Consider the following 14,488-nt stretch of genomic DNA (forward strand, 5'->3'; position numbering starts at 1 on the left):
TTTCATATGTTAAAGTTTCACTGCGTTTTGGATTGTTTACGAACAGAAGAGAGAGGTCCTGTGAGTCGTGAGTTAATTTTTCGTCTTTTTACACGAAAATCTATTTATATAAAGCTACTTCTAATAGCTATTGCGTGCACTTTGCTTATCTTCGCTTATCAACTCTTTGGGGGATTAAAAAAACAAATAGACAATGAACCCTTAAAAATTGTCGAAGTGGAAGAAGTAGCATTTAAAAATATTCAACAAACGGCCGAACTAATTGGAACAATTCACCCTAAACATGCCACAATTTTAATTGCCAAAGCTAATGGCATGCTTGATGCATTTATTGCGACTGGTCAACGTGTTACAAAGGGTACTTTAATTGCCAAAATTGACAATCCCGACGTGGAAAAAAATCATTATCTTTCTGAAACTGCGGAAAATATTGCAAAAACTCAGTACGAACGATTATCCAGTTTGCTTAAAACAGGCTATGTCAGTGCAAAGGAAGTTGAAGAAAAAAAACAAGCCTGGATAGAAACATTGAGAAATCTTTCCAACACCAAAATTGAACTGGACACGCTGCGTTTTTATGCCCCCTTTGACGGTATTATAGGAGCTTATAAAAAACGGGAAGGTACTCAGGTTAATATGGGTGATCCCATCGTCACTTTATACGACCCCACAACCTTGACAGTTGATTTTGATATCCCTTGTACAACGATTAAAACGATAAAAGAAGGTCAGGAAGTGCGTGTATTAGGTGAATCCTATCGGCTTACCCATCTACAAAAAATGATTGATGAAGATACTCATATGTGTCCAGCCGATGTAGATATTCGCTGTGAAGATTGTGTAATAGGAGCCAGTATTAACGTAGAACTCGTAATACGGGAAAAGAAAAAAGTGATAGTTATTCCTCAGCAGGCTATCTTCCTTCGTAATGGCAAACGTTTTGTTTACCTCGTGAGCGACCATAAGGTGGAATTGGTTCCGATTCATGTTGGTCTGCAGGATAAAGCTTATATTGAAGTTACTTCTGGTTTAAAACCTGGGCAATTACTCGTTACCAAAGGTCAGGAGCGCCTCTATCCAGGAATGACTGTGGGAATTTATAAACCAACCACTGCCACTATAAACTAACTATGAATCTGCCAATTTATTTTATTAAACACCCTGTTACCGCTGTTGTTTTAAATTGTCTGCTTATTATAACAGGCTTGCTTTGTCTACATTCTTTGCCGATCCGCGAATACCCAAATATCAGTTTTCCGACAATTACTGTTTCAACGAGTTATCCCAATGCCAGTTCAGAACTTGTAGAATCTGAGGTAACTAATCTATTGGAAGAACGATTGGCTGGCGTAGAAGGCCTTGAAACAATCACCTCTCAATCCAGTTCAGGTTCATCCTATATCACACTTTCTTTTCGTCCAGGCAGCTCTATGGATAGATCTCTTAGTGCTACTCAGGACGCTGTTTCTCTAGCAAAACCGTTATTGCCCGTTGCAGTCAAAACGCCTGCAATCGAGCAGCAAAAAAAGTCGAATGGCTTACCTTTCATTGGACTTTCACTTGAATCATCTTCGATGGATTTTGGTGAGTTAACTCATTTTGCCAATCTTAATTTAAAAAATACCTTTCGTAGTTTAAAAGGGGTATCCTCTGTCGATGTATGGGGACAACCCTATACGTATGCTATTCGTCTTGATCCTAAAAAATTATTTAGCTTTGGAATTAATGTAGATGAAGTATTTGATGCCATTGCCAAAAGTAGTGTCTCCCTTCCGGCCGGTAATTTTCAAAACAAAATCCCGAGTACTGTCAATTTTGCATTAAAAACAACCAGAGATTATGAGAATTTACTAATAAAAACCAATAACTATCATCCAGTGTTCCTAAAATCAATTGCCAAAGTCAAACTCACAACAGACAAAGACCGGATGCGAGTTAGAGTGAATGGGCACACTGGACTTGTATTAGCAATCAATCGCGCCGACGATGCTAACCCCCTTGAAGTTTCCAGGCTTGTTCGTCAAGAACTTAATCATTTAAAGGAAAATTTACCTGGCGATGTAAAAATAAAAATTATTATTGATCAATCTGACTTTATTAATGCTTCACTAAAAAATATCCAGTCTTCAATTGTAGAAGCAATCCTTTTAGTGCTTATCATTGTTTTTATTTTTTTAAGAAACGGCAGAGCTACTTTTATTCCTCTGGTCACAATCCCAATCTCGCTGTTAGGTTCATTAATTTTTTTAAAATTATTTGGTTTTTCAATTAATTTGATGACACTTTTAGCCATGGTTCTGGCTGTAGGTCTGGTGGTGGATGATGCAATTATCGTATTAGAAAATATTTGGCGTCATATAGAGAATGGGCTATCCCCACTGAATGCTGCCAAACAAGGTTCAAAAGAAATTGGTTTTGCTGTTGTGGCTATGACATTAACACTGGCAAGTGTTTATGCGCCTGTTGCCTTTATACCAGGAATGCTTGGACAACTTTTTATTGAATTTGCCGTAGCATTGGCAGGAAGTGTATTTATTTCCGGAATTGTCTCGCTAACACTATCTCCTTTAATGTGCGCTCATCTTTTAAATAGGAATAATAGGATACGATGGCCTCGTTTCGATGATTTTTTAACCGTGTTGGAACAGAGATATGCCAATATTTTAAGCCACAATATCGCACGAAAAAAATTTATCCTTGCTGGCGTGGTTTGCCTTCTGGTTAGCAGTTTATTTTTCTATAGTTTGTTGCCCAGAGAAACAGCACCAAAAGAAGATCGTGGTTTAATGGGAGTATATACACCCATGCTGGCCGGAGAAAACCTGCAAACACTGGATAGAAAAATTTTACCCATAGAAGATAAAGTTAAAAACTTACCTGATATTAATAGCTCATTGACTTTTATTGGTGATTGGGGGGCAAGCGTTGTTCTTCCATTAAAACCACACTCCCAAAGAAGACTCTCAGCAACAGAATTAGTTAATAAGCTGCAACCACAGCTTAATAATTTTCCTTCGATGGATGCCCATGCCTGGAGCTGGGACACTGCGTTGCCAGGCATAGATGATGCTGGGAGTGGCTCTGAGCTGACGTTAGTTATTTCGACAGTGGATAATTTTCGTCAATTACTCAATGTGGTTGAAAAATTAAAGACAACACTTGATCAAAGCAAAGCATTTGCCGCTACTCGCTATGATCTGCGACTTGATTCGATGGGCTATAGTATTAAAATTGACAATAATGCACTTTCTCAACTGGGGCTCTCAGCTAAACAGGTCGCCAAAACAATAGAAGTATTTTTTAGCGGAGATAAATCACTTACCTTTCAAAAAGATGGCGTTAGTTATAATCTAACTCTACAAGGAACCCAAACGCCATGGACTTTAAATGAGTTATATCTTACTACGTCCACGGGCAAACATGTTTCTCTGGGCGCTCTGACAACAATGAAACCTAAAGCTCAGCCCCCTACTCTGGATCATCATAACCAAATGCGCTCAACAACCCTACATGTTAGTCTTCTACCTCAAGATTCTATTAAAAAAGGAATGGAAAAGCTTATTACCATTGCAAAGAGCGAATTACCCAGCAATTACAAAATGACTTGGGAAGGAGCTGCCAAAGCTTATACCCAATCCTCAAATACAATGCTTATTTTATTTGGTTTATCGCTGCTTTTTATTTTTGCCATTCTGTCTATTCAATTTGAAAATTTTATTGATCCTTTAATTATTATGTTTACTGTGCCTCTGGCCAGTAGTGGTGCATTATTGTTTGCCTATTTATTTAAACAATCTTTTAATGTTTATACCCAAATAGGACTAATTACCTTGATAGGCTTAATCAGCAAGCATGGAATTTTAATTGTTGAATTTGCAAATCAATTAAGAAAAAAAGGGTTACCCGTGTTAGAAGCGGTGCAAAAAGCCGCTGTTTTGCGCTTACGTCCCATTTTAATGACAACTGGAGCCATGCTTTTTGGTGTTTTTCCACTTATTTTAACGCATGATGCCGGCGCAGAATCTCGTCATGCCATTGGATTTGTTTTACTAGGAGGCTTAAGTTTGGGGACGCTGTTGACACTTTTTATTCTGCCAGCGGTTTATTTCATGGTAAAAACCAGAAACTCATTAAAATCTTGAGCTATAGTTAGACGAGAGGACTCTCTAAGGATATAAGAGTATGACTGAATTGGATATTTTGATGCTTTTTTATAATAAAATGAAAGCCCAAGGAAAGAGTCGCGCCCAAGTATTTTTAAGCATGGACGAAACAGCAGTTACCACACTTGCTGAAAAATTTGGTGATAGTGTTACTTTAGAAGAAGTTCATCGATTAACTGACATTTGCATTGCTAATGAGTGGTTAGAGCGGACTACTATTGATCCTGGTTATAATTTTTTATCACTTACTGCAGCGGGACTACAGATGGCATTAGTGCATGAATATAATCAGCGCTAATAAAAAAAAGCAACTGTTTTTCCTGTAAATTTTACCAGATATATCAAAGAAATGGCTTAAAATTACTCTTAATCTTTACTTAATTCCTTGGTAGCCGGGTTTGCATTAACGTCTATTTCGTGTAAAATTTGCCCAATGAAAAGAAAATTAATATATTCATTTCTCACTGCCGTTGTTGTTATTGCCGGTCTTTCAGTATGGTGGTTTTGGTCACAACCGAAGCCCTTACCCTTGGCTTTGCGACAAGGTTCCTTCGAACAGCTACCAGGCTGGAACAGGGCGAATGTAAAAAAATCACTGGAGACATTTCAAATCTCCTGTAAAACTTTTTTAAGACAGAATCCTGAGAAACTTGTAGGGAGCCATCACTTACACCTGAAGGCAAAAGATTGGCAGCCGGCCTGTCAGGCAGCGCTTACTATTAAACCAATCACAAACAAGAAAGCAAAAGAATTTTTTCAGCAATGGTTTAGCCCGGTGGAATTCTACAACAATCGTCCTGTGCAAGGCTTATTTACTGGTTATTACATGCCCTTGCTTTATGGTAGTCTTACTAAAACAGAAAAATATAATGTTCCTATCTATGGTGTTCCCTCTGATTTAGTCACCATTGATCTTGGGCAGTTTGACCCTAGTTTTAAACATAAAAAACTGGTTGGACGCGTAGCAGGTCATAAAATTGTGCCTTATTACACTCGCGCAGAAATTAACAAAGGGATGATTAAGAAAAAAGCACCTGTCTTGGTATGGATTGATAATCCAATTGATCGTGTTTTTCTGGAAATTCAGGGCTCCGGAATTGTTCAGCTTCCTGATGGTAAACAAATTTATCTAGGCTATGCTGCACAAAATGGCGCACCTTATACAGCTATTGCCAAAGTATTAATTGATAAAGGGGTTATGACCAAGCATAACGCCTCCATGCAAGCCATTAAACGATATTTAATGGCACATCCCAAAGAAATGCACAAAGTTCTCGATCAAAACAAATCTTTTGTTTTTTTTGAACTTCTCTCTCATAATGCAGCCTATGGTACGCAAGGAGTAGCATTAACACCCGGTTACTCCCTGGCGATTGATTTAAAATGGATCCCTATGGGAACACCACTTTGGTTGACCACTACCAGGCCAGACAGACGAAGCGATGATCAAAAGCCCTTTCAACGTCTAATGATAGCGCAAGATACAGGTGGAGCTATTCGTGGGTTAGTACGTGGTGATGTTTTTTGGGGTGCGGGCAAACGAGCAACTTACATTGCAGGTCATATGAAAAATGAAGGACATTATTGGCTTTTACTACCCCAACACGCTGTGGATCGTTTAAAACAGGAATTTGAAAACCTTCGTCTAGAGATAACGGATAAAAAACCATTAAATAAAAAATCTTCTTGAATAGGCATAGGGTTTATGGGTAATTTTACCCATGTAATTTTTGCAAAATAAGATTTATAATTGCGCAATAATGATTATAAATATTCAAAAAGATTCAATATGCCACAAAAAACCCTGATAAAAGCATCCGAAGTTACTACAGAAAGCAGATTATTTTCATCAAACCCCGATCCTTATTTATTACAACAGCAAGAATTTACGGGTGGCGGAAAGGAGCTCGGCAAAGGCAGTTATGCTCGGGTTGTCGAAGTTGTTTTTCGCGGTAAAAAGGCTGCCCTTAAAATTTTGGAAGATGAAAAAACAGGGACAAATGAAAAAGAAATCATGTGCTACCTGGCCGAATTTCACAATACTTGTATTGTACAATTTTTTGGCTACATGCTCTGCGATGGCTATTATCTTATTGCTATGGAGCACATGGCTAAGGGCTCTATAAGAAATAGAATAGAAGCCAGCAAGGAGCCTTTACCCTGGTCGCTAAGGCTTCAATGGATAAAACAAATTACGAAAGGCTTAGCATTCTTGCATGAAAATTTAATTGTTCATCGTGACATTAAAGGCGCTAATATCCTTATAGATGAGCATTCAAACGCTAAAATAGCTGATTTTGGTAGTGCTGTAAAAATAGGAGATAAGCCTTTAGAAGATATAGCTGGCACTCTATGCTGGATGGCCCCGGAAATTTTTCTTCAAGAACCCTATGATAAAGAAGTAGACATCTACAGTCTAGCTGTCACTTTTTGGGAAATTGTTAGCTGGAAAATGCCTGATATTGAAGAGATCGTTAATGCTAAAAACCTGGATACTAATTCAAGTAAAACAAGTGCTGAAGATACGAATGCTATCGAAGATATTTTTACCCCTTCAGATACCCTACTTCCCTTTTATAAAGCAATTCTTTCGGGCAAAAGATTACCCTTACCACACAATACACCACCTAAAATAGCTAAATACATCACTTGGGGATGGATGGGCAGATCTGACGAAAGACCCACCGCAGGTCAATTATTGTCTAAACTTGAAACCCACTATGAGGAAATCCTACACGCTTCTCAGCCAAAATAAAAAAGCACGTCTTCATAAGGAGAGCTACGGTGATGAACATGCCGTGGCACCCTCTCAATTTATTAACCTTTTTGATTAAACAGTGCTTTAAGAACACTGTCACTGAAAAACATGTCATAATGTTCGTCTTCTCCAGCAGGAGTATTAATTGCTTCAGCAGGGGCTGATAAGGCCTCTTCCAGGCTAATAATTTTATAACCGTTTTGTCGATACAGATCGATAATATCTCCTAAACAATGGCTATTTAATAAATTAGCGTGTATCAATAATATTTGTTTTACCGGTTTCCCTGGATTTAATTTTTCTGCCTTTTTTTCTGCCTTTAAGGTTTGATTCCAAATAAAATCCAGATATCGCTTTTTAAGTTGCGGTAGATTTTTTTCTCTTTGACGATAAGGAATGGCAAAAAGTTGCTGATTAAACACAAAATCCTTACTGTCCACGGTGACCGGAGCAACAGTATAATGGTGAGCCGCCAAATAATCATAAACTGCCTGCTTTTTCTGCCCAGAACTTTCGGCCAAATAGGGATAACGGAAATATTTATGTTTAGGGAATAAGGGCGTTAAAACTTTATCAGCCCTATCCACATCATCTATATATTTTTCTGCTGTAATACTGTTTAAACTTTTATGGGAATAGGTATGATTTCCCAACGTGAAACCTGCTTGACGAAATTGTTCTAACAGCTCCCATTGCCCCTTCTCTATAGAGCCTGCAATCACAAATCCTGTTGCAGGGACTTTTTTGTCAATTAAAGTCTGCAAAATTTTTAAAATACGCTCTCTCTCACGCTCTAATTTTGCCGGATTATTATTACTAGAACCCACAAAGGGCAGATCGTCAATGGTAATTGCAATTTCTCGCTCTTGAGCAAAGGCCAAGCTATTGATTACACATCCTAATGCCAAATAAAGCATCGTTTTTTTAACCATGTTGACTATCCCTCACTTGATAATCTGCAGTGCTATTTCTTTTGCAAACTTTATACCAAAAAGAGATGCCTTTGATTAAACTCGTTGAATGTATGCGCAAGTAAACGTTAAGCTTAATATATTACCCTTTATCCTTCATCCCAAATTCCAACCACTGTAACTTCCATAATTCAAAGAGAAAAAATATATCAGCCTCTTTTTGTAAAAATGGTTGTAATTTTTCAGTTACTATATGACGACAGTTTGCTATTAATTTAATCAAAGCAGTAGAAACACCTTCGACATTCCATTCATAACCATTTATAAATAAGAGCATGGATTTTTCCTCACCCTGGTAAGCAAATCTGCACAAAGGATTACGAAGTATTCTCTGACTTGTCTTTAATTCTTGCAGAAACTCATCAATGCTCACCTCTTCTGAAAGAGGATCAGGTAATAATTCTTCAGCATGCTGGTCTAATTTAGTTGCAAAACATCCGAACCATAATTTAAGTTGGGATTCATTTGCCAGCAGTTGTTGCATTAATTCTTTAGCATTTCTCCACGCTGTTGGTGGTAATTCCGAGGTTGCATTGATGGTCGTCCAGTCTGGATCTTGATATAAACTCTCAGCCTGCTTTTTTTCAGCAAGATACTCGCCAAAGCTATCCCACAACTCCTGACTTTGATAACTGCGATAGCCAAATGAATAGGTAATGCATTCCTCAGATAGAGCTACACCATAATGTCCAATATGAGAAGGCAAATATAACATATCACCCTCTTCCAAAAGATACTCTTCTTCTGTTTGAAAATTCTCCATAATCCTTAATTCAACATCGGGTAATCGATTATTTTTATGACAATTTTTCGTCGTTAATGACCATTTTCGCCTTCCTTGTGCCTGATATAAAAATACGTCGTAATTATCATAGTGAGGGCCGACGCTGCCCTGATTTACTGCATAACTAATCATGACATCATCAACGCGCCATTGAGGTATAAAATCAAAATAATTAAGCATGAGCGCAACTTCAGGGATAAAACGATCGACCGCTTGCACCAGCAAAGTCCAATGTGTTTTAGGTAATGTTTTAAAATCCTTCATAGAGAAAGGGCCACGCTTGAGATGCCAGTAAGGCGCCTTCCCAGGCGTTTCAATCACCATACGACTTTCTACCTCTTCTTCCAAAGCCAAACCAGCCAGCTCATCCGGAGTTAAGGGATTTTTAAATAGGGGCAAAGCCTTACGAATAACTAACGGTTTTTTTTGCCAATATTCACTAAGAAACGTTTTAACGCTTAAGTTGTTGAAATTAACCATAGTACTACTCTTTGTTTAATGAATTTTTTTAATCTATTATTTTCATAGTTATGGAAATAACAGATCTTAAAAATAAGGACCCCTGGTATGGATAGAAAATTAGGATTCCTATTCCTTTTTCTCTTATTATTTTCTGTCGCAAGTTTTGCAGAGAGTAATTCATTGTGTCAACGCAATGAACAAATTCTCTTCAGTTGTCCTACAAAAAATGAGAAAATTATTTCTCTTTGTGCGTCCGAAAACTTATCAGCGACTACTGGATACCTCCAATATCGATTTGGGAAAAAAAATAATATTGAATTGTATTATCCAGAGCGTGAAATTCCACCTGGTAAAGCGTTTACTGGCCGCTCCCAAATGTTTAGCGGAGGTGGTGGCATTTATTTACGGTTTAGCAAAAATAATTATGATTACATTATCTATAGTGGCATTGGTAAAGGTTGGGAAATTAATGGCCTTATTTTATTGAAAAATTTAACGTTTTTATCCTACTTTCCCTGTACCATGCACCCCATTTCTCAAATAAGCCCAGAACAACTGACTACCTTGAATATACCCATGGATCCCGCTAATAAAGAATTTTTCCCTGGAGATATACCTCAAAATAAAACAGAGACACTCAGACGATTTGATTTATCTTCTGAGGAATTAAAAAAAATTCAGACTTGTTATGAAAATGCAGTCACGACAGTAGCAATGAAAGCCTGTGCCCAGAGTGAATATGTATTTTATAATAATTTACTCAATAGGCGTTACAACACACTGCTCAACCTTTTATCTCAAACTAATCAGAATCTATTAATCACCACTCAAAAAGCCTGGTTAGATTACCGCAAAAAAGAATGTGACTTTGAGGGATTGCAAAACGAAGGCGGCACCTTAGAATCGCTTTCCGTTATTGAATGTTATACCAAACACAATAAAGAGCGGATAAGCGAACTTAATGAATTTATTAAAATTTACCAAAATTAAATCTGGCGACTATATTAGGTATATATAGCTAAAAATAATAACTAGTAAGACAATACCAATGGATGATCAAATTGTATGGATTATAGGAAGTCCTAAAGAGCTGGATCTCCCTTGTCCGGTTCGATGGGTCTCTTCAGACAAAGAGCTTCCTGAAAAAGCATGTTTTGCACTAGCCCTGGATTTAAACCTTGGGCACAACTATTTTGAGCTATTAGCAATCCTAAGACAGCGCAAGCCCTATCGCTTCACCCCAATTTTTTATTTAGGCCAACTAGAGGAAGATGATGCGGGCATTTTTGATGGCCAATTAGGAAAAGATTCACCAGGTATTGCACTAGCCATTCACGAACGTCTATCCTTAATTCCGCTTACAGGTTTACTGGAAGATCAGGAACTATTTTTATTAAGTTATTTATTTACACGCTCCAATCTGGTGATTCACGGCTATTTAACACCTCATTCTGCAAAAGGCATTTACTTTCCTTTGCTTCAAGTACTGTTTGGGGAGAGCAACAGTTTCGATGAATGGAGTTTTCTACAAAATCTGGTATCAAGGGATTTGCTTTCCCAGGAAAAGCTGGTTGATGAAATTCAAACCTGCCCCTCTTGCCATTCGGGCCTTTTGAACTATAAAAATGCTTGCCCGAACTGCCACAGCATTAATATACAAGTCCAGCAATTTATTCATTGTTTCAGTTGTGGCAACATTGAACCCTCAAGCGAGTTTTTAAGGCAAGAGCGTTTAATTTGCCCGCGATGCAATGCGAAGCTAAGACATATTGGGATGGATTATGATAAACCGCTTGAAGACAAGTTATGCAATCAATGTGGTTTTTATTTTCTTGACGCTGAAATTATTATAATTTGTATAAATTGTTCAAAAAATACCAGACCAGAAAATCTGGTTAGCCGTCGACTGTATACTTATAAACTTACAAAGCATGGGGAATTTTTAGCACGCGGTATCGAGAAAAAATTACAAACCCGCTTTAGTAACTTTTTTGAATTCATTGAGTTTGACATATTTTTTGCCATTATTAAATGGCAACTTAAATTGACAATGCGTTACAAAAACTTGCATTTTAGTGTCCTTGCTTTAAAAATTGTGAATGAAGAAGAGCTACTTGATGAACTGGGTCTTTTTCATACTGAAAAAGTATTGACTGAATTTTATGAGCGCTTGCGCTATGTTTTCAGAGATAGCGATCTGGCCTCACACGGCGAGAATTTTGTGCTCTTTTTTCTTCCTATGACCGATGATGAGGGATGCGAAGTTTTACTAAAAAGAATTCAAGCGTTTAGTGAGGAGCAACAACTTAATAAGAGCGAAAAAAAGTTAATTGTGCATATGGGTTTTATAACTTCCGGGGAAATTAATAAATCAAAGCAAGATGCTGAATATATGATTGCAAATTTACATTCAAGGATTGATAGGTATGAATGACTTTTTTTATCCAGTCTATGTTTATTTGATCACGATATTTAAGACAGATAATCTATGGTTTTTTGTTACATTTTTTTTCCCCTTTGTAATTTTATTAGAATTGCCTTTCTATACTATTACCCTTCTCTATGTCATTAAAGGTTGGTTACGCATACATTTTGAAAAAGAAATACCTTCTGCCTCCTATCCTCTCGTTAGTGTGGTCATAACTGCTTACAGCGAAAGTAAGGAAGAGCTTGAAATTTCCTTGCGTTCAGTTGTAGAACAACTATATCCAGGAAAAATAGAGCTCTTGTTTGTTATTGATGATGCAATAAGAAATTATAAAACTGTCTTGAGCATGAAACAATTAGCCTGCAAGTATAAAGATACTAAAAATTGTTTAATCCGCATTATTGAAAAAAAGACGCGTGGTGGCCATGCAAGTTCGATGAATCTGGGCTTAAAAATGGCGCGTGGAGAGATTTTAGTGATGATAGATGCAGATACCTCCATTGATAATTTAAGTATTCGAAAAATTGTTAAACATTTTATTGATCCTAACGTTGTTGCTGTTTCTGGTGCTATTCGCGTTAGAAACTGGTATGAGAATTTTTTAACCAAATTGCAAGCACTGGAATATATGCTGGGTATTCAGCTTGGCCGTTTTGGTTTAACGGAAATCAATATCACTAATAACATTTCCGGCGCATTTGGAATTTTCCGAACTAGTTTTTTACGACAAATGGGTGGTTGGATGAGCGGTACAGCAGAAGATTTAGATCTAACTTTGCGAATTCATGCCTATTGTCGACGTTACCCCCAATTTAAAATCGTTAATGAACCTGAAGCAGTGGCCTGGACAGTTGCTCCCTCAACGCTTAAGCGCCTTTTAAAACAGCGCATGCGTTGGGACGGCGATTTGTATTATATCTACATCCGCCGTCATTGGCGTATGTTCAGCAGTAAAATCATGGGTGGCAAAAAAGTATTTTTATTTAGTTGGTATGCTCTTTATTATCAGTTAATGCTTCCTTTCTTAATTTTGCTTTACTACCTCTATCTTCTCATTCGCTTTGATTTGCCAACAATGGCCGCTGTCAGTATTTTGGTTTATAGTTATTATTTTGCAGCCACTTTTTTTCTATATATTATTTTCTTACTACTAGTATCCGAGAGACCAAAATTAGACTTGAAATTAATAGGATGGATTGTAGTCACCCCTATCTATCAACAATTTATTCGCACCATGACAGCGCTATTTATAATGAATGAAATACTATTTAAGGGGCATCAGGATACGACGATGGCACCTTGGTGGGTAATCAGGAAGAGCAAATAATGGCCATTAAATTTAAAAAAATTACCGGCGAGCATTTAGCCACTAATTACGGCAGCGGCAAACGTACTCCCCCTAAATTACGATGGTTTTTATTGGTTCTCTTAATCAGCTTGCCATTAATTTTTTTAATCGCAAAACTGGCTACAGAATACCTATTCGTCCATTTTTCTGGCTTGGTCATCTTTGATACTTTCACAATTCGCGCCCCTGATTCAGGTTATATCAAATCACTTACAGTACGAACGGGACAACAAGTTCATCCTGGTGATGTTTTACTCCGCTTTGAGTCACCCACTCTTGAAGTAAAATTAAAGTATTTGCAGCAAGAAAAACTTCTTCTCGAAAACTTGATTCAGCAATTTAGTCTAGAGAATTACAAGCCTTTCGAAACAATGCTGAATATAGCCTCCCAGGATATACAGACTAGCAAAGAAGTATATGATCGCTTTAAAAATTATATGAAAAATGGAGACATGTCAGAATTGCAGCTTGAAGAGGCAAGAAAGAACTACGTGAGCGCCCAACGGGTACATTCGAATTTGCAGAAAGAAATTATAGACATTAAATTGCGCAACAAAACCACACTTGAAGTGAATTATCAACGTAAATTACGAGAAATAGACAACAAAATCACTCAATTAAACGAAAAACAAAAATATTTTTTAATTCGTTCAAATAAAGCTGGATCAATCATGCAAATTGATACTTACAACAATGAATTTGTTGCCAGCGGACAACAGCTTTTATCCATCGTTACGAAAGAAAATTTACGGATTATAGCGTTTATCGAGCCAAAGTACCTGGATAAAATTTATCTGGGTAAAGAAGTTTCCATTACTTTCCCAAATGGAGAGTCTATTCCAGGAAAAATCATCAATACACCCAGTTACGCGGAGAAGCTTCCTCTTTCTGAAGTCAATCCTTTAGCCACAAGACAAAATAAGCTAATAGCTATTATTTCGCCTCTTACCATAGTTCCAAAGGAATATCAGGTATTTGGCATCCCCGTTAAAGTCAGTTTAAAGTAAGCATTTATAAAAACAATAATTAATCTTTGCCTTTGTGCCAGATCCAGCACATAAGACAGCAATAAAATTTGTCGATGAGGCAATTAACTATTCCAAGCACCTAAATGAATATCTCCGTCCTATTATGAACTAGATCAATCTTTAAATGACACAATTTATTCAAATCACACTGCACCTTGACCCATATAATTATTCCTGCTACTGAAAAGACGGTTCTAGCGGTTTATCTCATTAAATTTTTTAATTACCATCAATACGTAATTAGAAGATTAGGTCTATTGCGCCGATAGAAATCAATATTATCGATTTCTATCGACGTTTTACAAATGAATAGAATCGTATGGAAATGGCTTTAGAAACATCATATTTATATAATTTTCACTCATCTTTAGGATCATAATTAAGTAACTTATTGAACTCATCTTTCTTCCATAAAGAATTAATACTTTAACATAAAATTCTTTTAGATCACGATAGAAATTTTCGTGCACACCAAGTGCTAACAAAAGGCTCCCATTTATAAGCTAAAAGAAACTGTTGATGATTAAAACTTATAGACATAAACAC

11 protein-coding genes are annotated in these 14,488 nt (G+C 37.1%); 9 read left to right on the forward strand and 2 right to left on the reverse strand.

What is annotated here, in order from left to right:
- Window positions 1-6 precede the first annotated feature (6 nt).
- The 5 genes from clem_RS07340 to clem_RS07360 all read left to right on the forward strand — a co-directional run bounded on the left by clem_RS07340 (window position 7) and on the right by clem_RS07360 (window position 6,918).
- On the forward strand, window positions 7-1,128 hold the full coding sequence (locus clem_RS07340; RefSeq protein WP_094091038.1) for an efflux RND transporter periplasmic adaptor subunit: 1,122 nt from the start codon (window positions 7-9) through the stop codon (window positions 1,126-1,128).
- 2 nt (window positions 1,129-1,130) lie between these two features.
- Window positions 1,131-4,142, forward strand: coding sequence for an efflux RND transporter permease subunit (locus clem_RS07345; protein WP_094091039.1), 3,012 nt, complete (start codon window positions 1,131-1,133; stop codon window positions 4,140-4,142).
- 40 nt (window positions 4,143-4,182) lie between these two features.
- On the forward strand, window positions 4,183-4,461 hold the full coding sequence (locus tag clem_RS07350; RefSeq protein WP_094091040.1) for a hypothetical protein: 279 nt from the start codon (window positions 4,183-4,185) through the stop codon (window positions 4,459-4,461).
- Between the two features lie 135 nt (window positions 4,462-4,596).
- Window positions 4,597-5,853 (forward strand): murein transglycosylase A, encoded by a 1,257-nt coding sequence (gene mltA, locus clem_RS07355; protein ID WP_094091041.1) that lies wholly within the window; start codon window positions 4,597-4,599, stop codon window positions 5,851-5,853.
- 99 nt (window positions 5,854-5,952) lie between these two features.
- Window positions 5,953-6,918, forward strand: coding sequence for a protein kinase domain-containing protein (locus clem_RS07360; RefSeq protein WP_094091042.1), 966 nt, complete (start codon window positions 5,953-5,955; stop codon window positions 6,916-6,918).
- Between the two features lie 62 nt (window positions 6,919-6,980).
- On the opposite strand, the gene clem_RS07365 is transcribed toward clem_RS07360, so the two are convergent.
- Both clem_RS07365 and clem_RS07370 read right to left on the reverse strand, forming a co-directional pair.
- A complete protein-coding gene (locus tag clem_RS07365) occupies window positions 6,981-7,853 on the reverse strand; it encodes a polysaccharide deacetylase family protein (protein ID WP_094091043.1) in 873 nt (290 codons plus the stop codon).
- A gap of 121 nt (window positions 7,854-7,974) precedes the next feature.
- Window positions 7,975-9,156 carry a cupin domain-containing protein gene (locus tag clem_RS07370; RefSeq protein WP_094091044.1) on the reverse strand — a complete coding sequence of 394 codons (1,182 nt, stop codon included), beginning with the start codon at window positions 9,154-9,156 and terminating at the stop codon, window positions 7,975-7,977.
- A gap of 87 nt (window positions 9,157-9,243) precedes the next feature.
- On the opposite strand from clem_RS07370, the gene clem_RS07375 reads away from it, so the two are divergent.
- From clem_RS07375 to clem_RS07390, 4 genes are read left to right on the forward strand one after another with little or no spacing between them, the layout of a single operon-like run.
- On the forward strand, window positions 9,244-10,128 hold the full coding sequence (locus clem_RS07375; RefSeq protein WP_094091045.1) for a lysozyme inhibitor LprI family protein: 885 nt from the start codon (window positions 9,244-9,246) through the stop codon (window positions 10,126-10,128).
- 58 nt (window positions 10,129-10,186) lie between these two features.
- Complete coding sequence (locus clem_RS07380; RefSeq protein ID WP_094091046.1) at window positions 10,187-11,572, forward strand: TackOD1 domain-containing metal-binding protein; 1,386 nt, start codon at window positions 10,187-10,189, stop codon at window positions 11,570-11,572.
- Window positions 11,565-12,893 carry a glycosyltransferase family 2 protein gene (locus clem_RS07385; RefSeq protein ID WP_094091047.1) on the forward strand — a complete coding sequence of 443 codons (1,329 nt, stop codon included), beginning with the start codon at window positions 11,565-11,567 and terminating at the stop codon, window positions 12,891-12,893. The genes clem_RS07380 and clem_RS07385 overlap by 8 nt, the downstream gene beginning before the upstream one ends.
- Complete coding sequence (locus tag clem_RS07390) at window positions 12,893-13,921, forward strand: HlyD family secretion protein (protein ID WP_094091048.1); 1,029 nt, start codon at window positions 12,893-12,895, stop codon at window positions 13,919-13,921. The genes clem_RS07385 and clem_RS07390 overlap by 1 nt, the downstream gene beginning before the upstream one ends.
- The last annotated feature ends 567 nt before the right edge of the window (window positions 13,922-14,488 follow it).

This window comes from Legionella clemsonensis (assembly GCF_002240035.1).
GTDB classification, from domain to species: domain Bacteria; phylum Pseudomonadota; class Gammaproteobacteria; order Legionellales; family Legionellaceae; genus Tatlockia; species Tatlockia clemsonensis.